We start from the raw sequence: 23,307 nt of genomic DNA, 5'->3' as shown, positions 1-23,307 counted from the left end.
CGCTCGCCTACACCACTTCTATCGCAGCCATCAGACCGGTTTCCATATGGTCGATGACATGGCAATGGAACATCCAGACACCCGGATTATCCGCCACCAGCGCAACCTGGGCCGTCTCGTTTCGCCCCAGCAGATAGGTGTCGGTAAAGTAGGGCTCGATGCGCTTGCGATTCGACGACAGCACCTTGAACGCCATCCCATGCAGGTGGATCGGGTGCTGGTACTGGCTGACATTGCGCAGCTCGAAAATGTAGTGACCATTCTTTTTCAGGGTCGCAATGGGACGCTCGACGCAGGATTTGTCGTTGATGTCCCAGGCTTCTCCATTGATCTGCCAGAAGGTCGGCGTGGCCCCTGCGGCATCGCTGGACAGGGCGCCAGACCACTCGAAATTGAAACGCAGCTTTTCCGCCCGTGCCAGGTCCGGCTCAGCCACCGGGTTGGCCGGCAGCGGTGCAGGCCAGTCTCCGGGCGTTTCGCTGCTGGGCACAGCGCGTAAGGTGCCAAGTCGAAGCGGGCCGTTGCGCAATGACAGTTCACGCCCCGCCTCAGGTACGCGCAGGCCCAGGTCGATACGCATCCCCGGCCCCAACCAGTACTCCTTGCCCAGCGGCCTTGGCTGGATCGGATGCCCATCCAGCGCATAGATGCGCGCCTCGGCATCCGGCAGGTTCAACCGGTAGGTCAGGGTGTTGTCCAGGTTGAGGATACGCAGACGCACTACCTGCCCCGCAGGCAGGTCGAGGGTCGGCGCATGCGCGCCATTGAGGCTGGAATACACCCCGGGCGTGCCACCGCGCGCCGCTTCGCGCGGGACACTGAACGCGGTGAAGACGCCCTGGCGATCCAGGTGCCAGTGCTTGAGGTTCAGCGTTCGCTCATGGCGAAAGCCACTGCCCTCACGCTCTTCCACGATAAGCGGCCCCACCAGGCCGCGCCCGAGTTGCTCGCCACTGGCGGTATGCGGGTGGTACCAGAAGGTGCCGGCATCTTCCACGCGGAAGCGGTAATCGAAATATTCCCCCGGCAGCACCGGCAACTGGGACAGATAAGGCACGCCATCCATCTCCAGCGGCAGGCGAATGCCATGCCAGTGGATAGTGGTCGCTTCCGGCAGGTGGTTGATGAAGCGCACCCGCAGCCAGTCGCCCTGACGGGCACGCAACTCCAGGCCTGGGGCCTGGCCGCCATAGGCCCATACCTGGGTGGTGTAGCCCGGCACCAGTTCCACGTCCAGCGGGGCGGCGATCAGTTCGTAATCATGGCTGTCGGCATTGGCCGGACGGCCCAGCCAGTAACGGGCACCTCCCGCACCAAGGCCGACCACCGCCACACCAGCCAGGCCGGCGAGGATTTGTCTGCGGGTAAATGACATGGGGTGTAGTTCCTGGGAAACGAATTCGGTCGGGGCCAGCGAGCCGGCCATGGCAGCAGGCGATCATTCTGGCACAGCCACCCGGAACAGCGACACCGCCCTGGCGCCGCACCGTCACGCCGGCACTGCATGCTTCACAAGTAGAGTAATCACATGGAAATCGTCTCTTTGCCCCCTCTCCCGCCTGCGGGAGAGGGCCGGGGAGAGGGCCAAACCCTCATGCAATCCCCCTCTCCCCCACAAGCGATAAGCACTCATTCACAAACGCACAGTGATATTATCCGCGCGCTTTTTCGGTGCATGTCCACACGGCCTTACAAGACCAGACGACCCTCGCCCGCTGCGCCCATGCATGGCATGGCGGCGCCAGCCACTTGCGTGTCCCTATTCAACAAGGAGCCCCACCCCATGAGAATCATCGCAAGAAATGCAGCCCTGCCTCTTCTGGCGGCCATGACACTGACAGGCCTTGCCGGTTGTGCCACCGAGACCTCGCGCTCGGTGCAGGTCGAGCAAGTCGAAAGCGTCAATCGTCCCTATGCCGGTCCGCGCGCGCCCATCGCCGTCGGGAAGTTCGATAACCGCTCCAGCTATATGCGCGGCATTTTCTCCGATGGCGTGGACCGTCTGGGTGGACAGGCCAAGACCATCCTCATCACCCACCTGCAACAGACCAACCGCTTCAATGTGCTCGATCGCGACAACATGAGCGAAATCCAGCAGGAAGCCGCGATCAAGGGCCAGGCCCAACGCCTGAAAGGTGCCGACTATGTGGTGACCGGCGATGTCACCGAGTTCGGCCGCAAGGAAGTCGGCGACCGCCAGTTGTTCGGCATCCTCGGTCGCGGCAAGACCCAGGTGGCCTACGCCAAGGTCGCACTGAACATCGTCAACATCTCCACCTCCGAAGTCGTCTACTCGACCCAGGGCGCCGGTGAGTACGCGCTGTCCAACCGCGAGGTGATCGGCTTCGGCGGCACCGCCAGCTACGACTCCACGCTGAACGGCAAAGTCCTCGACCTGGCCATGCGCGAAGCGGTGAACAAACTGGTCAACGCCGTGGAAGGCGGCGCCTGGAACCCGCAGCAGTAAGCATCGCGCACAAGGAAAACCGACAGATGAACGATACAACCGCATTTCCCCGCGCGGGCCTGGCCTTGTTGCTCGGCAGCCTGACCCTGGCGGGCTGCGCCGAAGCGCCCAAGACGCTGTACCAGTGGGAAGGCTACCAGCCCCAGCTCAACGAATACTTCAAGGGCGAGTCCCCCGAAGCACAGCTGGAGGCCCTGGAGGCCGGGCTGGAGAAGATCAAGGCGAAGAACGGCGCCGTCCCACCGGGCTATCACGCCCAGCTGGGGCTGCTCTACTCGGGCATCGGCAAGGATGACCAGATGATCCGCGAGTTCGAAACCGAGAAAGCCCTCTTTCCCGAGTCCGCCACCTACATGGACTTTCTGATGGACAACGCCAAGGGAGAACACAAATGACCGGCCGTTTGCACAGGCTCTGCGCCTGCCTGGGTGTCCTGCTGGGACTGGCAGGTTGCGCCCCGACTCAGAGTGTCGACTACTCGGCCTACAAACAGGCACAACCACGCTCGATCCTGGTGCTGCCGCCGTTGAACGAGTCGCCTGACGTCAAGGCCACCTACAGCATGCTCGCCCAGGTGACCTTCCCGCTCGCTGAAGCCGGCTATTACGTGGTGCCGGTGGGCCTGATGGCCGAAACCTTCCGCCAGAACGGCCTGAGCAACGCAGGCGACATCCACCAGGTTTCGCCAGCCAAGCTGCGCGAAATCTACGGGGCGGACACCGCGCTCTATGTGACGGTCAGCCAGTACGGCACCCAGTACATGGTGCTCAGCAGTGCCAACATCGTCACCGCCAGCGCCAAGCTGGTGGACCTGCGCAACGGCACCACCCTGTGGACCGGCTCGGCCACCGCCTCCAGCGAAGAAGGCAAGAGCAGCAACAGTGGCGGGCTGATCGGCATGCTGATCACCGCCGCGGTGAACCAGATCATCAACAGTTCGGTCGAGGATGCCTCCTACCCCATCGCCGGCATCACCAGCGCCCGCCTGTTCTCGGCAGGCCGTCCCGCCGGCCTGCTGTATGGTCCTCGCTCACCGCGATACGGCACAGACTGAGCAGCTTGCAGGGGCCTCGCAACGAGGCTCCTTTTCGTTCGATCGGGCTGCACGTTCCCGATCTCAACCTGATCGAGATCGCCGAGCCGCTACGCGACTGAGCGGCATCTGATCAGAACGCACGCTCCAGGTCGATCACCAGCGCCCGGTAGCCGACGTTGCCGGGTTGCAGGCTGGTCACGCGGAACTCGCTGAGCACCTCCTGGGTGCCGTACTTCACCTCGCTGAGCACGGGGTTGGTGAGTTTGCGCGGGGTGAGGAAGTCCACCGAGGCCGAGTAGATCAGTTGCGTGTCGCTATCCGGGCGGTACTCCACCACCGAGGTGATCGGGCTGTACCAGGCGTCGCCGCGTTCCTTGCCGTATTCCCAGACCTGCTGCACGGTGCCCCTGGCCTCGTCGATGCGGTATTCGACGGCGCGGCTGTAGTTGCCTTCCAGCCTGGTCGGTGCGAAGTCGCGGCCCCAGCCATTGTCGAACACGGTCAGCGTGCCCTTGCCGCTCAGCCAGGCGGTGTGCTGGGTCCAGCCCCAGTCGAAGCCACCTTCATAGCGGCCGTCTGCATCACGCGCCAGCGGTGTGCCCTGGGCGTCTACGGGGGTAAGCAGCTTCTCGCGCAGTGCCGCGTTCCAGCCTTGCTCGGCGGCCAGGATCCACTTCACCTGCTTGTCGCGACCGATCTTCGCCACACCCTGGTGGCGGGCCGAGATGATGATGCTGTCGTCGCTCGGGTCGTAGTCGATGGAGTTGACGTGCGCCCAGTTGCGTCCACGGCCAACCCCCGGCACATCGCCGAAGGGCAGGCTATCGCCTTCCAACTGCTCGTTGGCGGCCAGTTCGTCGCCCTTGGCCGACTCGTCGGGCAACAGCACCGCGACCTTGCCCAGGGTATGCAGCAGTTCCGCACGATAGGGATCGAGGATGCGCCCCAGGTCCCAGAAGTCAACCACTTCGCCGGCTGCATCCACCTCCAGAATATGGTCGCGTACGGTGCGCACCTGCTTGCCATCGTCACGCCGGGTGTCGCTGCTGCCGACCCGCAGCAGGTAGGTGCCTCGGGTGGTCTCGCGGATTTCGTGGGAGAAGTCAGCGAACTTGGCTGGCAGGCGGCGATCCCACAGCGGGCGTCCGAGCAGATCGTGCTTGTAGTAGCGCTGGCCCTGGCCCCAGATCAGCTTGCCATCGGCGGTCTGCTGGAAGCCCATGCTGGCACCCAGGCCATCCACATGGCTGGAGTCGTGCAGACGCTCGATGTCCAGGTACCAGCGCACCTCGCCCTGGGTATCGGCAATCCAGTTGACGCCCACCGAGTCCCACTCGGCGGCGCCACCCTGGGCATTCCACTTGAGCTGGCGGTTGCCGGGAATCTCGGTCAGCAGGTGGTTGAACAGGTACAGGCGCTTCTTCAGCGCCGGGTCGACCTTGACCGGCTCGACCTGCGGCAAGGCGCCGGTCTGGCAGGCGATCGTCGGCAGGCGCACGGCGGGGGCGTAGATCTGATAGCGCTCGCGCACCCGCTCGCCATCCAGGGTGTAGGCCACTTCCACCTGGTTGATGTGGTCCGGGTAGAGGCCGAACACCGGAATACCGCCATGTTGCCAGAGGGTCGTGTCGCGCACTTCGTAGTAGATATCGACGCCCTGCTCGCCGCGCCCCAGCACGCGCACACGCGCCTGGCGCAAGGTCTGCCCGCCGTCGCGGATAACAGCGGTCAGCGGCGCGATACGGTAGGGATTGACCACCACCGAGCCCAGTCGGGTGGTGGTGCTGTCGGGGATCTTCGCGGTCAGGCAGGCGCCTTCCGGGAGGGCCGTGGTGTTCTGTTCGGTCATGGCAATCATCCAGCTATTCGAAAAGCCTGGCGACGCGCCGGGGCGCCGCCAGAAACAAGGGTCAGTGGGGGGTGGGGACGCGGAAGTCGGACAGTGCCGGTGGCGTCACCGCCTTCTCGCTGCGCGGCGTGCCGGCGGGTACCCAGTCATAGGGCACGGGCTGGGCGCGGTAGAGCCAGTTGCTGGTGGCGTTGCCATAGGGGAACTTGCCGAAATAGGGGCTCACGTATTCCCAGACGATCTCGCCGGCCGGCGTCACCTGGAAGATGCGGCCGAACATGCCCTCGTCGATCAACGTGTTGCCATTGGGCAGACGTCGCGCGCTGCTGATAAAGGTGCTGTTGAATTGCCACAACGGCTGGGCCGAGTTCGTTGCGTTGTACTGCCAGACGATCTGCTTGCTGACCGGGTCGATCTCGACCACCCGCGAACCGCTGATGATACTGGCCGCTACCGCCGGGTAGCCGGAGCCGCCCTGGTTATCGAAGATCAGGATATTGCCTTCGCCCGGATAGCCCTTGGGGATCAGGTTGGCGTCGTGCAGGCCGGCCAGTTGGTCCACCGGGCGCGGCAACTTGGCATTCACCGGCGCCAGGGCCGGGTAGTTCGGCCCCAGGTTCCACACCACCTTGCCGCTGCGCTTGTCGATGATGGCGACGAAGTTGGCCTCCCGTGAATCGACGATCAGGTTGTCCGGGTGGAAGCGCTGGTCGCCCTGGTCGTACCACTTGTTCGGACCGAGGGTCTTGAGGTCGTTGAAGTGCAGGTAATCGGCCTTGTCGGTATTGCGCACCAGTTCCAGTTGTTCGGGAGTGAAACCGAACTCCTCAAGATGCTCGGAGGCCAGCCACTGCCAGACCACCCGCCCCTTCGGGTCGACCTCATAGATCGCGTCGTCGATGGTCTCGTCCAGCTTGAAGCCGTCGATCTTGTGCAGCTTGTTGGCCAGCAGCAGGGTGTTGCCGTTGGCTAGGCGCTGCCAGTCGTGGTGCTGGCGTGCCGAACCGCCTGGCGCCTGGTCGCCCCACTTCCAGACCAGCTTGCCGTTCCAATCCAGCTCGCCAATGGAATGGGTGTTGAGGCCATTGCCGAAGCCACGCGGGTCCAGCTCCTTGCGCTTCTCCAGGCGCACCAGGACATGGCCACGCTGACCGCCGTTGACCGCCGGATCGATCAACCCGGAGGGCGAGCCGACATGCTCCCATCGACGAATCTCGTTGCCGTTGGCGTCGATCAGGTAGGTCTTCTCGTCGGCGGCGCCGAACAGTACATAGCCGTTCCAGGCCTTTTCCGGGTCATAACGGGTCACACCGGTCGGATAGACGCTCGGCGCAGCCTGGGCGACGCCCGCCAGCAGGGAGGCGGCCAGCGCCAGGGAATGCAGTTGCAGTTTCATGCAAGGCTCCTCAGAAATCGTAACGGGCGGTCAGGCCCAGGGTGCGTGGTGTACCGAGCACACCGGCATAACCGCCGTTGGCGCTGTTCCACAGGCTGGTGAAGTAGGTCTTGTCACCGGCGTTCTTCAGCCACAGCGAGACATCCCACTGCCCTTCGCCAAGGTCACCGCGCAGGCCGGCGGACAGGTTGACCAGCGCATAGCTGGGGATCTGGCCGTATTCGGAGTCGTCGATGGTGCCCACGGCACGGGAACGGAACGCATAGCTGGCATTGACGTAGGGTTGCAGGCCACTGTCCAGCGTCCACTGGTAGCTGCCGTTGAGGTTGGCGATGTACTTGGAGGCGCCGACCACCTGGTGCCCCGTCAGGTCGCAGGAGGCCGGAGCGCCAGTCTGGAAGGACACTTCCGGCGGGCAAGGCGCATCCTCGTAGTCGGTGTAGCGCACGTCGTTCCAGGAGCCGTTGGCGTTCAGCGTCAGGCCGCGCACGGGTTTCCAGGTGCTTTCCAGCTCCAGCCCACGGGAGCGGACTTCACCGGCATTGGTCAGGTACTGGGTGCGGGTCCCGTGGTCGTAGGCGTTGGCCTGGTAGCCGCTGACCTCGGTCCAGAACAGGTTGGCGTTGAACAGCAGGCTGTTGTCCAGCCAGGTGCTCTTGAAGCCCAGTTCGGCGTTGTTGGAACGCTCGGTGCCCACCAGCAGCGAATCGGCACCCGCAGTCGGCGCAGCGCCTACGGTCAGGTTGACCCCACCGGACTTCTCGCCGTGGGCCAGGGAACCGTAGCCCAGCAGCGTGGGCGTGAACTGGTAGCTCAGACTGAGCAAACCGGACGGGCTGAAACTGTGCTGGCTCAGGTCACCCGAGTCATAGGCGCCATGACGGCCCTGACGCTGGTTCGCGGCCGCACCACTGACCGCCGCACCGCCAATCGGCGCATCACGGGTGACCCAGGCATCCTTCTCTTCATAGGTGCCCCGAATGCCCGCGGTGAAATCCAGCTTCTGCGTGAGGTGCCAGGTGCCCTGGGCGAACAGCGCATAGCTGTCGGTATCGATATGCCCATAGCCGAAGCTGGTGACGTTGGCCAGTGCGCCAGTGGCCGTGCCGTTCCAGATGTCGGCCTGCGGGCCGTAGAAATTGTGCTGGCGGTTGTCCAGGTCCTGCTTGAACCAATAGGCGCCCAGTACGTAGTCGAAGGCCCCGCCGGTCGGTGACGCCAGGCGGATCTCCTGGGAATACTGCTTGTCGCGAACCCGTACACCGGCGTTGATCGAGGCGGAAACATCCAGGCCGTCATCGTTGCGCGGGGTGAAATCCCACCAGCGGTAGGCGGTGATGGAGGTCAGGGTGAAGTCATTGGGCAGGGTCCAGTTGGCCTCCACCGAAGTGCCGCCCTGGAATACCGTGACCTGCTGGTCCGAGTCGAAATTGACCTTGCGGTCCTTGCCGTACACCAGGGTCGCGCCCGCCGCTGTCGCGCGCTGTTCGTAGCGGTTGACGCCGTTGATGGTCGGTCCGGTGCTGTACAGGGTGAGGATGCCGTTGTTGGAGTCCTCCTCGTTGTACTCGCCTATCCAGCGCAGGTTGAAGGTTTCGCTCGGCTGCCACAGCAGTTGCCCACGGAAGCCCTGGCGCGCGCCGCCATTCAGGTCGTCGCCGTTGTAGACGTTCTTCACATAACCGTCGTCGCGCGTGCGATAGGCCGACAGGCGCCCAGCCAGCGTCTCGCTGAGCGGGCCGGAGATGCTGCCTTTGGTCTGGAAGTAGCCGTCCTCACCAACCGACGTCTCGATGCTGCGCTCCGGCGTGAAGGTCGGCTTGCGCGTGTTGATGTTGAGCACGCCGGCGGTGGTGTTCTTGCCGAACAGCGTGCCCTGCGGACCGCGCAGTACGTCGATCTGCTCGACATCCAGCAGGTCGAACACGGCCATGCCTGGGCGGCCCAGGTAGACGTTGTCCAGGTACACGCCGACGCTGCCTTCCAGGCCATCGCTGGCCGGGTTGTTGCCCAGGCCACGGATGGCGATGCTCGACTGGCGCGCATGCACATAGGCGACACTGGTGCTGGGCACCAGTTGCTGGATGTCCTGCACACGGTAGATGCGCTGGTTTTCCAGTACTTCCCCACCGAGCACACTGATCGGCGTCGGCACGTCCTGGGCGCTTTCCTCGCGGCGACGGGCATTGACGGTCACCGTGCCCAGCGCGGTATCGGCGTTCGCACGCGCCAGCGCCGGGCCTTCGGCCTCGGCCCCATGGGCCTGCAGCGCCATGCTCAAGGTTCCCAGCAGTACGGCCCCGGCCAGCGGCTTCAAGGCCCGGTTCAGAGGGGTTGGCCTGTTCACCGGCCAGGTATCGATAACGTTCATGCAATGTTCCTGAATAGTCGCAGCGAGCGTTTCCGTATGGCGGAGGCGAATCGGCGTAGCGGGTTGGCTTTATTTCCCAGACGAATATCCATATTCGATAACTGAGCTTTTAGTCATATGAGATTGCATTTATAAATAGCCCATCCCCGTGCAGCAATTGCATTCGATCGAAAGTTGTCATGTAGAAAATGCATATAGACCTCCGCCAGCTCCGCCACTTCGTCGCCCTGATCGAGCACCGCAGCTTCGTCGCCGCGGCCGACGCGGTGAACCTCTCGCAATCGGCCTTCAGCCGCAGCATCCAGGCCCTGGAGCACAGTGCCGGCTACCAGTTGGTGGACCGCGCCAGCAAGGAACTGCCACCGACCAAACAAGGCCTGGTGGTGCTGGAACACGCCCGACGCCTGCTGCGCAACGCCCACGACCTGAGCCTGGAGATCGACCGCTTCAACGGCGAGGAAAGCGGTGAGCTGCTGTTCGGTTGCGGACCGGCCCCCGCCGCGCAATTGATCCCGCGCGCCATCGCCCGCTTTATCGGCGATTACCCGAAGGCCCATGTGCGCTTTCTGGTGGATAACTGGCAGGAGCTGGACAAGCGCCTGACCAACGAGGAGATCGAATTCTTCGTCGCCGACACCCGGCATTTCGAGGCCAACCCCGACTACCGGATCATTCGCCTCAGGCCACAGAAGTGGTACTTCTGCTGCCGCAGCGGGCATCCCCTGGCCGCCGTGGAAGACGTCAGTTGCGAGCAGGTGTTCAGCTATCCGCTGGCCACTACCTTCCGCCCGCCGAACATCCGCAAGGTGCTGATGGACTACAGCCGCCGTCGCGACTTCACCCCTGCGGTGGAGTGCGAGCATGGCCATGCCCTGCTCAATGTGGTGCGCCATTCCGACGCCATCGGCATCGCCAACCCGATCAACCTGGAGGAATACCTACTCAAGGATGAGTTGAAGATCCTCCAGGTCCACGACCTGCCGGAGCACTTGGAAGAACTCAATACCCGCTACGGCATCGTCAGCCGGGTCAGCCGCAGCCTGTCGCCGCTGGCCCGCGCCATGGCCGAACAGATCGAACGCAGCGATGCCCAGCTCGCCGACCAGCTCGCCGGGCTTTCGCTCAGCCGGCTCGGCATCTGAGAAGCGGCTCACGATCGGCTGCACGGCTTCCGATTGCACGCCATGCATATCGGCCATGCCTGTATTGCGCTTGCCGAATACCCTGCCGCTGCCTGAAATAGGCGCCCTGCCCCTGACCCGGAGTCCACCATGCCACGCCTATTGAAACTGCTGGCCAGCGCCATGCTGGTCGTCACCTCCAGCCTCTCGCTGGCAGCCGAGCAACCGGCCAGCATCCGCATCGGCAGCCCCGACCAGAGCGCCGGCAACCAGCCGTTCATCGCCGGTCCGCTGGGGCTCGCACATATCCGCCAGCAACTGGAACAGGCGTTCGCCGCGGATGGCGTGAAGATCGAGTGGCACTTCTTCAAGGGCGCCGGCCCGGCGGTCAACGAAGCCTTCGCCAACCGCCAGCTCGACATCGCCTACCTCGGCGACCTGGCCGCCATCATCGGTCGTGCCAGCGGCCTGGAGACCCGAGTGCTGCTCGGCTCGCGCGGCGCAAACATGTACCTGGCAGCCACCCCGGAGGCCTCGATCAAGACGCTGGAAGACCTCAAGGGCAAGCGTGTTTCCGTCTACCGCGGCACCGCCGACCAGTTGTCCTTCGCCCGCGTACTGGCCGCCGCCGGCCTCAAGGAGCGCGACCTGCGTATCGTCAGCCTGGACTGGAGCGCAGCACGCGCCGCCCTCGCCGCGCGCCAGATCGATGCCGCCTGGTCCGGCATGGGTATCCTCGCCCTCGAAGCCCAGGGCATCGAATTCCCCGTCAGCACCAAGCAGTTGCCCGTCACCTCCACCACCCAGGGCGCCTTGCTGGGCAGTGCCGATTTCATCCAGCGTTATCCCCAGGCCACGCAGAAGCTGGTGGATGTGCTGGTGGCCAACGCCGCCTGGATCGGCGACACGCAGCACCAGGCCGAATACATCGACCTGCTGGCACGGCAGAGCAGCATTCCTGCCTCGCTGTTCAAGGGCGAGTACCAGGGCGACGACCTGGTTTTCCGCAACTCGCCCCGGCTCGATGGTTTCCTGCACGCCAGCCTTAAGGACAGTGCCGAGCAGGCCCGCAGCCTGGGCCTGACCCGGCGTCCGGTGGACGTCGAGGCCTGGCTCGAACCGCACTTCGTCGAGGATGCCATCGAGCGCCTGGGGCTGCAGGCACACTGGCCACGCTATGACCGCGACGGTAAACCAGTCGCGGATTAGAGCGTTCTAACGCAACTCGGTGAACGCCAGGCGAATACCAAGCCCCACCAGTACCGCACCGGTCAGGCGGTCGAACCAGTGCCCCATGCGGGCGAAACCGGCACGGACGCCGGGACGGCTGAACAGCCAGGCCACCAGGCAGAACCACAGCCCCGTCGCGATTGCCAGGTACAGGCCATAACCAACCTGGATCGCCATCGGCGTATGCGGGTCGATCACCACGGTGAACAGCGACAGGAAGAACAACGTCGCCTTCGGGTTCAGACCGTTGGTCATGAAACCGGTGACGAATGCCTTGCGCGACGATGGTTGCGCCACCGAGTGTTCGTCGATCTGCAGGCTCCGTGGACGGGCGCGCAAGGCACAGACGCCCAGGTACAACAGATAGGCCGCCGCCAACCACTTGAACAGGTTGAACAGCACGATCGACTGCGACACGATCAGGCCAATGCCCAGCAGTGAATACGTGACGTGCACCAGAATCCCGCAGCCCAGCCCGAACGCGACCCAGGTGCCGGTGCGGCGCCCATGGTTCACGCTATCGCGCACCACCACGGCAAAATCCGGCCCTGGGCTGGCCACTGCCAGCAGATGAACCAGTGCCACCGTGAGAAACTCCATCCAGTACATTGCACACTCCCCTTCGACCCGTCGTATGAATTGCCAGAGACCCGCCATGAGCAGACGCCGCGCCGTATTTCTCGACCTGGAACCCCTCGACCAGCAGGACCTCGACCTCGCGCCCCTGCGCACACTGTTCGATGAATTCGAAAGCCACCCAGGCAGCACTGCCGCAGAGGTCGCCACCCGCCTGCAAGGCGCCCAGGTGGCCATCAGCAACAAGGTGCCGCTGGACGCCGCAACCCTGGCGCGCTGCCCCGAGCTGGAACTGATCCTGGTGTCCGCCACCGGCGTCAACAACATCGACCTTGCCGCCGCGCGAGCGCAGGGCATCGTCGTCTGCAACTGCCAGGGTTACGGCACCGCCACCGTCGCCCAGCACACCCTGGCCCTGTTGCTGGCGCTGGCCACGCGCCTGGTCGACTACGACGCGGCAGTGCGCGCCGGGCACTGGCAGCGCAGCGCGCAATTCTGCCTGCTGGACTACCCCATCGTCGAGTTGGAAGGCAAGGTGCTAGGCCTGCTCGGCCACGGCGAACTGGGCAGTGCCGTGGCGCGCCTGGCCGAAGCCCTGGGCATGCGCGTGTTGCTCGGCAACCTGCCCGGGCGCCCGGAGCGCGCCGACCGCCTGGCGCTGCATGAACTGCTGCCGCAGGTCGATGCGCTAACCCTGCACTGCCCGCTCACCGAACGAACACGCACTATGATCGGCACCAAGGAACTGGGCCTGATGAAACCCGGCGCCTTCCTTGTCAACGCCGCGCGCGGCGGCCTGGTCGACGAGCAGGCCCTGGCCGATGCCCTGCGCAGCGGCCACCTGGGCGGTGCCGCCACCGACGTCCTCACCCAGGAACCACCGGTCGATGGCAACCCGCTGCTGGCGGCGGACATCCCCCGGCTGCTGATCACCCCGCACAGCGCCTGGGGCAGCCGCGAGGCGCGACAGCGGATCGTCATGCAACTGGTGGAGAACGCCGAGGCCTACTTCGCCGGTACGCCGCGCCGCCAGGTCGCCTGACTACCTGAGGGCGGGAACGGGGCTTGCGACGCGACCGCAACAGCCCCTAAGCTCCGCGCTTTTTGAGGAAGCTCCATGGACCCGCGAAGCGAAGTCCTGCTGCGCCAGGCCGAACTGTTCACCGGCGACCTGCTGCTGGCCGGCCTGCCCGCCGACGACCTTCTCGCCCGACTGCCCCAGGCCGCTGGCTGGAGCTGGCACGCCGGAGAGCACCGGCTGTTGCGGGAGCGTTTCGGCGAGCGTTGCAGCTTCGATGTACAGCCGCCTTCAGCCGCCTTCGACAGCGCCGTGCTGTTCCTGCCCAAGTCCCGCGAGCTGACCGACTACCTGTTGCATGCACTCGCCAGCCGTCTACCCGGCAAGCACCTGTACCTGGTGGGCGAGAAACGCGCCGGCGTCGAACGTGCGGCCAGGCAACTCGAACCCTTCGGCAAGCCGCGCAAACTCGACAGCGCCCGCCATTGCCAACTCTGGCAGGTGGACGTGCTGACGCCACCCGCCGCGCCGGTGCTGAACGACCTGGCCCGTCACTTCACCTTGGACCTCGCGGATGGCCCGTTACAGGTCGTCAGCCTGCCGGGCGTGTTCAGTCATGGCCGCCTCGATGTCGGCAGCGCCCTGCTGCTGGAGCACCTGGTGGGCTTACCCGCCGGTCCCCTGCTGGACTTCGGCTGCGGCGCCGGAGTGATCGGGGCGAGCCTCAAGCGACGCTACCCCGACAGCCCGGTGCATATGCTCGACGTCGATGCCTTCGCCCTCGCCAGCAGCCGCCTGACCCTGGCGGCCAACGGCCTCGAAGCCGAGCTGATCGCGGCGGACAGCATCCATGCCGCCCCTGGCGACCTGGCGGCCATCGTCAGCAACCCGCCCTTCCATCAAGGCGTGCACACCCACTACCAGGCCAGCGAGACCTTGCTGCGACATGCCGCCGAACACCTGAAGCGCGATGGCGAGATACGCCTGGTAGCCAACAGCTTCCTGCGCTACCCACCACTGATCGAGCAGCACCTGGGGCCTTGCCAGACACTGGCCAGCGGCCAGGGCTTCAACATCTACCGCGCGGCCATACGCCAATGACCCCTCCCTGGCAAGACTTGCACCCGGCACAGTGCTTGGGCACACTCGCCGACGTCCTGGGGGAGTAGTTTCCGGTGAGCCCGCCTCACCGGGCATGCGTCAACACACTTGGTCCGCAGACCATGGCGCATGCAACCGGTACCGGCCAGATTCCAGCCCGTACCCGGTCAGACAAGACCCATGACATGCACGACTGACCCGGGGTGGGCAGGCGTCCATGTCATGGTGAGCAGTCGACCCGCCCTCTAGGAAAGCCGTTTGGAATCATTCTTCATACCCACACTGATCGTTGCCCTCGCCGAAATCGGCGACAAGACCCAACTATTGGCCTTGTTGCTGGCCGCCCGTTATCGCAGACCCTGGCCCATCATCTGGAGCATCGTGGTGGCGACGCTGGCCAATCATTTCGCCGCGGGCGCAATCGGCAACTGGGTATCCGGCGCGCTCTCCCCCGTCACCCTGCGCTGGCTGCTGGCCGGCGCATTCGTGATGGTGGCGCTGTGGACACTGATACCGGACACACTGGACGAGGACGAGACACCGGCCACGCGCTATGGCCCGTTCCTGACGACCCTGGTGGCGTTCTTCCTGGCGGAAATGGGTGACAAGACACAGATCGCCACCGTGATGCTGGCGGCGCAGTACCCGGACTTCGTGCTGGTGATCCTGGGCACCACCGTCGGCATGCTGCTGGCCAACGTGCCGGTGGTACTGGCCGGCAACTTCGCCGCCGAGCGCCTGCCATTGGCGCTGATCCGGCGGCTGGCCGCCACTGCCTTCCTGGCCCTGGCGGCCTATGCGGCCTATGAAGCGCTCAGCCTTGGCTGAGCATTCTGGTCGTACTAGCGCTTCTTGCTCGCGTCATACAGCGGCATGACTTTCGGAATCGTCGCCTGCAAGGTTTCGGTGCGATTGGCCGGAGAGGGGTGGGTACTCATGAACTCGGGCGTGGAACCACCGCCCGCCGCCGCCATCTTCTGCCACAGCGTCACCGCCGCATTCGGGTTGTAGCCCGCACGCGCGGACAGTTCCAGGCCGATCAGGTCGGCCTCGTTCTCGTTGCTCCGGCTGTTGGGCAGCGTCATCAGGTACTGCACGCCCATGTTCGCCAGTTGCAGGCTGCCATCGCCGACACCGAAGGCCGCACCCAACTGGTTGGCCATCTGCAGGCCATAGGCCTTGCTCATGGCTTCGCGCCCGTGCTCGCGCAAGGCGTGGGCGATCTCGTGCCCCATGACGGCGGCGATCTCGTCGTCGGTCAGCTTCAACTGCTCGATCAGGCCGCTATAGAAAATGATCTTGCCGCCAGGGCCGCAGTTGGCGTTCAGCTCAGGGCTGTCGATGACATTGACCTGCCAGTCCCACTGGCTGGCGTCGGCACGGAAGGCCGGCACTTCAGCGATCAGGCGCTTGGCGATGGCGTTCACACGCTTGGTCAGGGCATCGTTCTTCTTCAGGATGCCCTTCTTGGAGGCCTCGTCCAGGGTTTCCTGATAGGACTCGGCGTACATCTGGTTGACCTGCTCGGTCGACACCATGCTGAACATGTACTGCTTGCGTTCCACGCCAACCGAACCACCCGACGTGGTGTTGACCGCCTGGCAACCCAGCAGCAGCGAGGCACCGACCACAAGGTGCAGGGAGCGAAGTTTATACATGGCACATCTCCAGGAAAATCTGCGCGATATCTTAGCAGCCTGCCAGGCACAGTGCTGCTATGAGGGGAAGGTAACAGGGTAATTGCGTGGTGCTCTCAGGCCCTCTCCCGCAAGTGTGAGAGGGGGCGGCAGCGAGCGGCATGACGATCTTTATGCCGGGGTCAGGCACTCGGGCGCGTCCAGGGCAGGATCATTGACCAGCGTCGCCAGCGCCCGTTCACGCAGGGGTGGCAACGGGCCGGCGAGCAGCGCCTGCAGCGCTTCCTCGGAGGCATCAGGCTGTAGCCAGAGGCGTTGCTGCGCTTCGTCGAGGATCAGCGGCCTGCGCTGCCCCGCCACCGGCAAGGTGACCACCGCGGCACTCAGGTACTCGCGCCCCTCCACCGGATAAGCCTCCCACAGGGCGGCGAAATACAGGATCGACCCTTCGCCGGTCATCCAATAGGGGCGCTTGCGCACACTCCCACGCCATTCATAGAAGCCATTGGCCGGCAACAAACCGCGCCGAAGCCGGAACGCCTCGCGAAACATCGGTTGTTCGGTCAGCGTTTCCGCCCGCGCCTGGGCCGGCGTGCGGGAAAAGTCGGTGAACCAGGCCGGCGTCAGCCCCCAGCGCACCGCGTCCAACCGCAGCCCCTCACCCTCGGCCCGCGCCAGCAACACGGAAGCACCAGGGGCCAGGCTCCAGTGCGGCGCCTGGCCCTGGGGGAAGCCGGGCAGACGGGCAAACTCAGGCCCCCAACGGAACAACGCATAACGACCGCACATGCACACCTACCAAAAACAGAACAGGACTCGACCGGAGCGCCCGGTAGCGCATTGTACCCACGAAGGATTCGCCCTGGCCCTCTCGCTGCCGCGCCGCTTGCGACGAAACGTCAGCGTCCCCTGGAGGCTTGGGCGCCTTATCATCGGCATCTCATCAGTCGATGGCGCGCAGGGTGGTCGCCATCAAAGGCGGGCCACACTATGATCCTGCGCAATGCCGCACGGGCGCACAGGGCCTACACTGCCGCGCTCACACCTGTTTTCTGACGCCAGAGGAGTCGCCGCGCATGAACGTGGATATCGCCATCATCGGTGCAGGCCCAGCCGGGCTCTGCCTGGCACGCGCGTTGTCCGGGCATGGCCTGGACATCGTCCTGATCGAACGCCAGGCCGAGGAAAGCCTCGCCAACCCGGCCTTCGACGGGCGCGAAATCGCGCTCAGCCATGCCTCGCACCATGAATTGCAACGCCTCGGACTCTGGCAGCGCTTCGAGCAGGACGACATCTCCATCCTGCGCGATGCCCAGGTGCACAATGGCCCGTCGCTGTTCGCCCTGCGCATTGAAGCCAGCCAGGCCGGCAGCGAGCGCCTGGGCCACCTGATACCGAACCAAGCGATTCGCCGTGCGGCCTACACCGCCGCCAGCGAATGCCCGGACGTGCGCATCCTCGCCAACAGCGCCCTGACCGGACTGACACGCGATGAGCGCGGTGTCGACCTGACGCTCGCCGATGGCCGCCGACTGCGCGCCCGCCTGCTGGTGGCCGCCGACAGCCGCTTTTCGGAAACCCGGCGCATGCTGGGCATCGGCGCCCGTATGAAGGACTTCGGCAAGAGCATGCTGGTCTGCCGCATGAAGCACGAGAAGTCCCACGAACAGGTCGCCTGGGAGTGGTTCGGCTACGGCCAGACCCTCGCCCTGCTCCCCCTCAACGGCAACCAGTCGTCCACCGTCCTGACCCTGCCGCAGAACGAGATGGCCCGCCTGCAGGAACTGGACGAAACCCTGTTCGCCCGCGAAATGGAGCGACGCATCGGCCACCGTCTCGGCGAGATGGAGCTGGTCAGCAGCCGCCATGTCTATCCGCTGGTGGGCGTCTTCGCTGACCGCCTGTCCAGCACCCGCGCCGCACTGGTCGGTGATGCCGCCGTTGGCATGCACCCGGTCACCGCCCATGGTTTCAACTTCGGCCTGCAGAGCCAGCGACGCCTGGCCGACACCCTGATCCAGGCTCACCAGCACGACCTCGATATCGGTGCGGATGCCGTCCTGCAGCGTTATGCCCGTGCCCAGCGCCTGGCCAGTTGGCCGCTCTACCAGGCCACCAACCTGCTGGTCGACCTCTACACCAACGACCGCGCCCCAGTGAAACTGCTGCGCAATGCCGGCCTGCGCCTGGCCCAGGGCATGCGCCCGCTGCGCTGGGCCATCGCCCGGCACCTGACGCAACCGGACCACGTCTGAAAACCCGTTCGACCAGAAGCACGCGCGGGCTCTTGCACGGAGCCCACGATGCCCCTAGGCTCGGGCTTTTCACCGTCCAAGAAGACAGACAGCCATGAATGCGATCATCGAACAACTGGCCAGCCAGCTCGACATCCAGCCGCAACAGGCAGAGAGCGCCGCAGGAAGCATCTTCAAACTCATCCAGGAACAGGCCGCCAGCGGTGATTTCCAGCAGCTGCTCTCGGCCCTACCTCAGGTCGGCGACTGGATCGCCAAGGCCGGTAACGTCGAAGCGGCACCCTCGGCCAGCGGCGGGCTGCTCGGCTCCCTCGGCGGCCTGCTCGGCAACCTGGGTGGCGAAGCCGTGCAAGGCGGTATCGCCGGCGCACTGGGCGAACTGGCGCGCACCGGCCTGAACGCCGATACGCTGACCAAATTCGTCCCGACGCTGCTGGACCTGCTGCGCAACCACATCGACCCGGCCCTGGTGGAAAAACTGCTGCAAAGCGTACCGGCCCTGGCGCAACTGACCGGCGCCAAATCCCCGGGAGGTCTTGGCGGGCTGCTTGGTGGTTTCCTCAACGGAAATTGATACACCGTGCGGTGTGCCAGTCGCCGGGCATACCGCACAACCGTTGCGAGCGACCGTTACGTTGCATTTAATGGTGCAGGCTCCAGGCTGACCCAGTAACGGGTAAAGCGCCGTATCCGCACCGGCAACTGCTGTTCGATGGCAATCAGGACGCCCTCTCCGTCCGCGTCGTCATCCAGACGCCAGACACCGGAGAGACGCAAATCGGCAACAGCCGGAGCGCAACGCAGGATGCCAGGGCGGTAGCGTCCCAACTCCACCACCAGCTCGGCCAGGCGCATGCCTTCGACATGGAATACCCCGTCGACCCAGCTCCGCGTACTCTCCTGCAACTGTCGCACGCTTCCCGCACCAACCGCATCGAAACGCAGCTGCTGCCCAGCCTGCAGCGTCACGGCAGGCTCCCGCTGCCTCCTGGCACAAACCACCTGGACAACCCCCTCACTGACGGCCACGCAGGTGTGCGCGTCATGCAGGCGTACCGAAAGACATGCGCCAAGCGGTGCCAGGCTTCCATGTCGGGTCACGATACGCAGCGGCCGACCGGGCACGTCCGCCGCGCAGGTCAGCATGAGTTCGCCGCGCAGCAGTTCGATGCGCCGCTCGGCAGCCTCGAAATGGATATCCACGGCCGTGTCGGTGTTCAGTTGCAACAGACTGCCATCGGCCAGTCTCAGGCTGCGCCGCTCGCCAATCGACGTGCGTTGGTCGGCCAGACGCGCCCCCAGGGGCACGGCGTTTCCGGCCACGAACCCGACCGTTCCGCCACCGACGAACCACAACATGCAGCGCAGCGCACGCCGGCGGCTTGTCACGGCCAGGCTCTCAGGCGCTTGCGCGGGGTCCTCGCGGTCACCGGGGGAATGCCATCGTCGCTCATGTCATGGATACAGCGGAGGGCTTGCAGGTCGGGGCTGGAGAGGTCATGGGGAACGGCAGTTAATGAAAATAAATCGCATTATTATCCATTCACTTTCATCCCACAAGATCAGCCTGAATCTGCGACCACCTGAACTTAGAGCTTGTTTACGCTTTAAGGTAAACTGCCGCTCTTTTTCCAATAAAACGATTCGCCTGATGCCCAAGACGTTCCATGAGATCCCTCGGGTCCGCCCGGATACTCCCGTGCTCGATCGCGCGACCATGCCCGAACAACTGCGCCGTCTGGGCGAGGCCGAGCTGGAAATCCTGGCCGATGAGTTGCGCCAGGAACTGTTGTTCGCCGTCGGCCAGACTGGCGGGCATTTCGGTGCAGGACTGGGTGTCATCGAACTGACCATCGCCCTGCACTACGTCTTCGACACGCCAGACGACCGCCTGGTCTGGGATGTCGGCCATCAGGCCTATCCACACAAGATTCTCACCGGCCGCCGCGAGCGCATGGCCAGCCTGCGCCAGAAGGACGGCCTGGCCGCCTTCCCGCGCCGCAGCGAAAGCGAGTACGACACCTTCGGCGTCGGCCACTCCAGCACCAGCATCGGCGCGGCCCTGGGCATGGCCGTCGCCAGTCGCCTGCAGGGCAACTCGCGCAAGGCCGTGGCGGTGATCGGCGACGGCGCCCTGACGGCAGGCATGGCGTTCGAAGCGCTCAACCATGCGCCGGAAGTCGGCGCCGACATGCTGGTGGTGCTCAACGACAACGATATGTCGATCTCGCACAACGTCGGCGGCATGTCCAACTACCTGGCGCGCATCCTCTCCAGCCGCACCTACAGCAGCATGCGCGAAGGCAGCAAGAAGGTGCTGTCGCGCCTGCCCGGCGCCTGGGAAATCGCCCGCCGCACCGAAGAATACGCCAAGGGCATGCTGGTGCCCGGCACCCTGTTCGAGGAACTGGGCTGGAACTATATCGGCCCGATCGACGGCCATGACCTGCCGACCCTGATCGCCACCCTGCGCAACATGCGCGACCTGTCGGGGCCGCAGTTCCTGCACGTGGTGACCAAGAAGGGCAAGGGCTTCGCACCCGCCGAAGCCGACCCCATCACCTGGCACGCGATCAACAAGCTGGAGCCGCTGGACGCGCCGAAAACGCCCAAGGCGCCCGCCGGCCCTCGCTACTCGAATATCTTCGGCCAGTGGCTGTGCGACATGGCCGAGGCCGACCCGCGCCTGGCCGGTATCACCCCGGCGATGAAGGAAGGTTCCGACCTGGTGGCCTTCGCCGAACGCTTTCCGGAACGCTACTTCGACGTCGCCATCGCCGAGCAGCACGCGGTCACACTGGCGGCCGGCATGGCCTGCGAAGGCGCCAAGCCGGTGGTGGCGATCTACTCCACCTTCCTGCAACGCGCCTATGACCAGTTGATCCATGACGTGGCGGTGCAGAACCTTGATGTGCTGTTCGCCATCGACCGCGCCGGACTGGTTGGCGAGGACGGCCCGACCCACGCCGGCAGCTTCGACCTCTCTTACCTGCGTTGCATCCCCGGCATGCTGGTGATGACACCCAGCGACGAAAACGAGCTGCGCCGCATGCTTACCACCGGGCACCTGTTCGACGGCCCGGCAGCGGTGCGCTACCCACGCGGCAGCGGCCCCAATGCCGTGATCGAGGCAGGCCTGGAGCCGCTGGAAATCGGCAAGGGCGTGGTGCGCCGCCAGGGTAGCGGTCGTGTCGCCATGCTGGTGTTCGGCGTGCAGCTCGCCGAGGCCCTGCAGGCAGCGGAAGCGTTCGATGCCACGGTGATCGACATGCGCTTCGTCAAGCCGCTGGACGAAACGCTGCTGCGCCAGACCGCCGACAGCCACCAGTTGCTGGTGACCATCGAGGAGAACAGCGTCATGGGCGGCGCCGGCAGTGCCGTCGGCGAGTTCCTCAATGCCGAAGGCGTGCTCAAGCCGCTGCTGCACCTCGGGCTGCCGGATCGCTACGTCGAGCACGCCAAACCGGCACAGATGCTCGCAGAGTGCGGCCTCGACCGTCAGGGCATCACAGCGTCGATCCAGACCAGGCTGGAGCTGCTGGGGCTCTGACGCAAGCGCTCAGCCCATGTCTTTCAAGGTGTTGGATAGCGTTTGCCGTCAAGACAGGAGGCGCTAGCGCAATTGTATGGATTCCCGCCTTCGCGGGAATGACAGAGGAGGAGCGAAACCAGGGAGGAACACGTCGTCCCCGCGAAGGCGGGGACCTAGGTACGCAGATATCCAGGCCACCCTGTAATCGCCATCGTACACAGGCGTCAGGCCTCGCCGGACGTCTCCTCGCGCAGGTCGTCGAAATCGGTCTTGAGCCCCTGCTCCATATCGTCCAGCTCGGCCAGCAAGCTGCGGAAGCTGGTCTTTTCCGGCGCGTCCGCCGCCTGTACCGTCTCTTCCTCGTCCATGGTGACAGGCAGCGCAACCGCCTCTTCCGCCTCCAGCACCGACAGAGGCTCCGGCTCCATTTCCCGCAGAACGGCCAGCGGCGGTAGCTCGCCCAGGCCTTTCAGATTGAAGTGGTCGAGGAATGCCTTGGTGGTGGCGAACATCGCCGGACGTCCCGGCACCTCCCGGTGGCCGACCACACGAACCCACTCGCGCTCCAGCAGGGTCTTGATGATCTGGCTGTTGACCGCCACGCCACGCACATCCTCGATCTCGCCACGGGTGATGGGCTGGCGGTAGGCGATCAGTGCCAGGGTCTCCAGCAGGGCACGTGAATAACGCTGCGGACGCTCCTCCCACAGCCGGCCGACCCAGGGCGAAAAGCGCTCGCGCACCTGCAAGCGATAGCCGCTGGCGACTTCCTTGAGCTCGAAGGCGCGCCCCTTGCACGAACGCCCGAGGACCTCCAGCGCCTTCTTCAACAAGGCCGGCTCCGGACGCTCGGCTTCATCGAACAACTCGCCCAGGCGGTCCAGCGACAACGGCTTGCCGGACGTCAGCAGGAAGGCTTCGAGCAACGAGGCCAGGTCTTTGGGTTCAGACAGGTTCACAGCGCTTGTACCTCGGTCTCTTCATCCACACGAAGTCTGACGTGGATCGGCGCAAAAGGCTCGTTCTGCACCAGTTCGACCAGCGACTCCTTGATCAGCTCCAGCACCGCCATAAAGGTCACGACTACCCCCAGGCGCCCCTCCTCCAGCGTGAACAGGCTGACGAAGGCAATGAATCCGCCGCCCTTGAGTCGCTCCAGCACCTCGCTCATGCGCTCGCGGGTGGACAGCGTCTCGCGACTGACCTGGTGGTTCTCGAACATATCGGCGCGGCGCAGCACCTCGGCCATCGATAGCAGCAACTCTTCCAGGGCGACATCGGGCAACAGCTTGCGCACCCGGGCATGTGGCGCCTCGAGGTGTGGCAGATACAGCTCGCGTCCGACCCGAGGCAACTCGTCGATCCCCTCCGCCGCCGCCTTGAAACGCTCGTACTCCTGCAAGCGACGGATCAGTTCGGCACGCGGGTCATGCTCTTCTTCCTCGGCCTCGCTCGAGCGCGGCAGCAGCATGCGCGACTTGACCTCCGCCAGCAGTGCGGCCATCACCAGGTACTCGGCGGCCAGCTCCAGGCGTGTCGCTTTCATCAGCTCGACGTAGCCCATGTACTGGCGGGTGATTTCCGCCACCGGAATGTCGAGGATGTCGATGTTCTGTTTGCGGATCAGGTAGAGCAGCAGGTCGAGCGGCCCCTCGAAAGCTTCGAGAAACACTTCCAGGGCATCCGGCGGGATGTACAGGTCCTGCGGCAGCGTCTCC

The 23,307-nt window shown here is 64.9% G+C and carries 21 protein-coding genes and 1 riboswitch; of the genes, 11 read left to right on the top strand and 10 right to left on the bottom strand.

The genetic code is table 11. The features are described from left to right. Positions 1 to 7 precede the first annotated feature (7 nt). Positions 8 to 1,375, bottom strand: a complete 1,368-nt coding sequence (locus tag HW090_RS15055; protein ID WP_179114281.1) for a multicopper oxidase family protein — start codon at positions 1,373 to 1,375, stop codon at positions 8 to 10. 408 nt (positions 1,376 to 1,783) lie between these two features. On the opposite strand from HW090_RS15055, the gene HW090_RS15050 reads away from it, so the two are divergent. Genes HW090_RS15050 through HW090_RS15040 form a run of 3 tightly spaced genes read left to right on the top strand, consistent with a single transcriptional unit; the run spans position 1,784 to position 3,521 of the window. Next, a complete protein-coding gene (locus tag HW090_RS15050) occupies positions 1,784 to 2,467 on the top strand; it encodes a CsgG/HfaB family protein (protein ID WP_179114280.1) in 684 nt (227 codons plus the stop codon). A gap of 26 nt (positions 2,468 to 2,493) precedes the next feature. Further along, the gene (locus HW090_RS15045; RefSeq protein WP_179114279.1) at positions 2,494 to 2,862 is read left to right on the top strand and encodes a DUF4810 domain-containing protein; all 369 of its coding nucleotides are present in this window, start codon (positions 2,494 to 2,496) and stop codon (positions 2,860 to 2,862) included. Continuing rightward, the gene (locus HW090_RS15040) at positions 2,859 to 3,521 is read left to right on the top strand and encodes a DUF799 domain-containing protein (protein ID WP_179114278.1); all 663 of its coding nucleotides are present in this window, start codon (positions 2,859 to 2,861) and stop codon (positions 3,519 to 3,521) included. Before HW090_RS15045 ends, HW090_RS15040 begins: the two co-directional genes overlap by 4 nt. A gap of 112 nt (positions 3,522 to 3,633) precedes the next feature. Here HW090_RS15040 and HW090_RS15035 read toward each other — a convergent pair whose 3' ends face one another. Genes HW090_RS15035 through HW090_RS15025 form a run of 3 tightly spaced genes read right to left on the bottom strand, consistent with a single transcriptional unit; the run spans position 3,634 to position 9,023 of the window. After that, a complete protein-coding gene (locus HW090_RS15035) occupies positions 3,634 to 5,361 on the bottom strand; it encodes an aryl-sulfate sulfotransferase (protein ID WP_179114277.1) in 1,728 nt (575 codons plus the stop codon). A gap of 52 nt (positions 5,362 to 5,413) precedes the next feature. Beyond that, entirely contained in the window at positions 5,414 to 6,748 is a 1,335-nt protein-coding gene (locus HW090_RS15030; protein WP_179114276.1) for an aryl-sulfate sulfotransferase, read from the bottom strand. 10 nt (positions 6,749 to 6,758) lie between these two features. Then, complete coding sequence (locus HW090_RS15025; RefSeq protein WP_373416400.1) at positions 6,759 to 9,023, bottom strand: TonB-dependent receptor; 2,265 nt, start codon at positions 9,021 to 9,023, stop codon at positions 6,759 to 6,761. 284 nt (positions 9,024 to 9,307) lie between these two features. On the opposite strand from HW090_RS15025, the gene HW090_RS15020 reads away from it, so the two are divergent. Together HW090_RS15020 and HW090_RS15015 are read left to right on the top strand one after the other, a co-directional pair. Next, positions 9,308 to 10,261: a LysR family transcriptional regulator gene (locus tag HW090_RS15020; protein WP_179114274.1), complete on the top strand. Its 954-nt coding sequence runs from the start codon at positions 9,308 to 9,310 to the stop codon at positions 10,259 to 10,261. Between the two features lie 129 nt (positions 10,262 to 10,390). Next, positions 10,391 to 11,449: an ABC transporter substrate-binding protein gene (locus tag HW090_RS15015; protein ID WP_179114273.1), complete on the top strand. Its 1,059-nt coding sequence runs from the start codon at positions 10,391 to 10,393 to the stop codon at positions 11,447 to 11,449. Positions 11,450 to 11,455: 6 nt separating this feature from the next. Here HW090_RS15015 and HW090_RS15010 read toward each other — a convergent pair whose 3' ends face one another. Beyond that, a complete protein-coding gene (locus tag HW090_RS15010) occupies positions 11,456 to 12,079 on the bottom strand; it encodes a LysE family translocator (RefSeq protein ID WP_179114272.1) in 624 nt (207 codons plus the stop codon). 46 nt (positions 12,080 to 12,125) lie between these two features. Here HW090_RS15010 and HW090_RS15005 point away from each other — a divergent pair, with 46 nt between their 5' ends. The 3 genes from HW090_RS15005 (at position 12,126) to HW090_RS14995 (ending at position 14,993) form a co-directional block, all read left to right on the top strand. Next, positions 12,126 to 13,088 carry a 2-hydroxyacid dehydrogenase gene (locus HW090_RS15005; protein ID WP_179114271.1) on the top strand — a complete coding sequence of 321 codons (963 nt, stop codon included), beginning with the start codon at positions 12,126 to 12,128 and terminating at the stop codon, positions 13,086 to 13,088. Positions 13,089 to 13,163: 75 nt separating this feature from the next. Then, on the top strand, positions 13,164 to 14,165 hold the full coding sequence (locus HW090_RS15000; protein ID WP_179114270.1) for a class I SAM-dependent methyltransferase: 1,002 nt from the start codon (positions 13,164 to 13,166) through the stop codon (positions 14,163 to 14,165). A 47-nt stretch (positions 14,166 to 14,212) separates the two neighbouring features. Then, a riboswitch (yybP-ykoY riboswitch) is annotated at positions 14,213 to 14,334 on the top strand. Positions 14,335 to 14,423: 89 nt separating this feature from the next. Then, complete coding sequence (locus HW090_RS14995) at positions 14,424 to 14,993, top strand: TMEM165/GDT1 family protein (protein WP_179114269.1); 570 nt, start codon at positions 14,424 to 14,426, stop codon at positions 14,991 to 14,993. Between the two features lie 14 nt (positions 14,994 to 15,007). Here HW090_RS14995 and HW090_RS14990 read toward each other — a convergent pair whose 3' ends face one another. Beyond that, on the bottom strand, positions 15,008 to 15,823 hold the full coding sequence (locus HW090_RS14990) for a M48 family metallopeptidase (protein ID WP_179114268.1): 816 nt from the start codon (positions 15,821 to 15,823) through the stop codon (positions 15,008 to 15,010). Between the two features lie 150 nt (positions 15,824 to 15,973). Beyond that, positions 15,974 to 16,591: an SOS response-associated peptidase gene (locus HW090_RS14985; protein ID WP_179114267.1), complete on the bottom strand. Its 618-nt coding sequence runs from the start codon at positions 16,589 to 16,591 to the stop codon at positions 15,974 to 15,976. 287 nt (positions 16,592 to 16,878) lie between these two features. Between HW090_RS14985 and ubiM the strand changes: the two genes are divergently transcribed. Both ubiM and HW090_RS14975 read left to right on the top strand, forming a co-directional pair. After that, on the top strand, positions 16,879 to 18,057 hold the full coding sequence (gene ubiM / locus HW090_RS14980) for a 5-demethoxyubiquinol-8 5-hydroxylase UbiM (protein ID WP_179114266.1): 1,179 nt from the start codon (positions 16,879 to 16,881) through the stop codon (positions 18,055 to 18,057). 94 nt (positions 18,058 to 18,151) lie between these two features. Further along, positions 18,152 to 18,631: a DUF2780 domain-containing protein gene (locus tag HW090_RS14975; RefSeq protein WP_179114265.1), complete on the top strand. Its 480-nt coding sequence runs from the start codon at positions 18,152 to 18,154 to the stop codon at positions 18,629 to 18,631. 56 nt (positions 18,632 to 18,687) lie between these two features. Here the strand turns inward: HW090_RS14975 and HW090_RS14970 are convergent, their stop codons facing one another. Continuing rightward, the gene (locus HW090_RS14970; protein WP_179114264.1) at positions 18,688 to 19,446 is read right to left on the bottom strand and encodes a FecR domain-containing protein; all 759 of its coding nucleotides are present in this window, start codon (positions 19,444 to 19,446) and stop codon (positions 18,688 to 18,690) included. 262 nt (positions 19,447 to 19,708) lie between these two features. Here HW090_RS14970 and dxs point away from each other — a divergent pair, with 262 nt between their 5' ends. Beyond that, a complete protein-coding gene (gene dxs, locus HW090_RS14965) occupies positions 19,709 to 21,607 on the top strand; it encodes a 1-deoxy-D-xylulose-5-phosphate synthase (RefSeq protein WP_179114263.1) in 1,899 nt (632 codons plus the stop codon). 206 nt (positions 21,608 to 21,813) lie between these two features. On the opposite strand, the gene scpB is transcribed toward dxs, so the two are convergent. Both scpB and HW090_RS14955 read right to left on the bottom strand, forming a co-directional pair. Then, positions 21,814 to 22,548 (bottom strand): SMC-Scp complex subunit ScpB, encoded by a 735-nt coding sequence (scpB, locus tag HW090_RS14960; protein ID WP_179114262.1) that lies wholly within the window; start codon positions 22,546 to 22,548, stop codon positions 21,814 to 21,816. Further along, positions 22,545 to 23,267 carry a ScpA family protein gene (locus HW090_RS14955; RefSeq protein WP_179114931.1) on the bottom strand — a complete coding sequence of 241 codons (723 nt, stop codon included), beginning with the start codon at positions 23,265 to 23,267 and terminating at the stop codon, positions 22,545 to 22,547. The genes scpB and HW090_RS14955 overlap by 4 nt, the downstream gene beginning before the upstream one ends. Between the last annotated feature and the right edge of the window lie 40 nt (positions 23,268 to 23,307).

It is taken from the genome of Pseudomonas sp. ABC1, assembly GCF_013395055.1.
Classification (GTDB): domain Bacteria; phylum Pseudomonadota; class Gammaproteobacteria; order Pseudomonadales; family Pseudomonadaceae; genus Stutzerimonas.
This window is presented reverse-complemented; position numbering and strand designations above follow the sequence as displayed.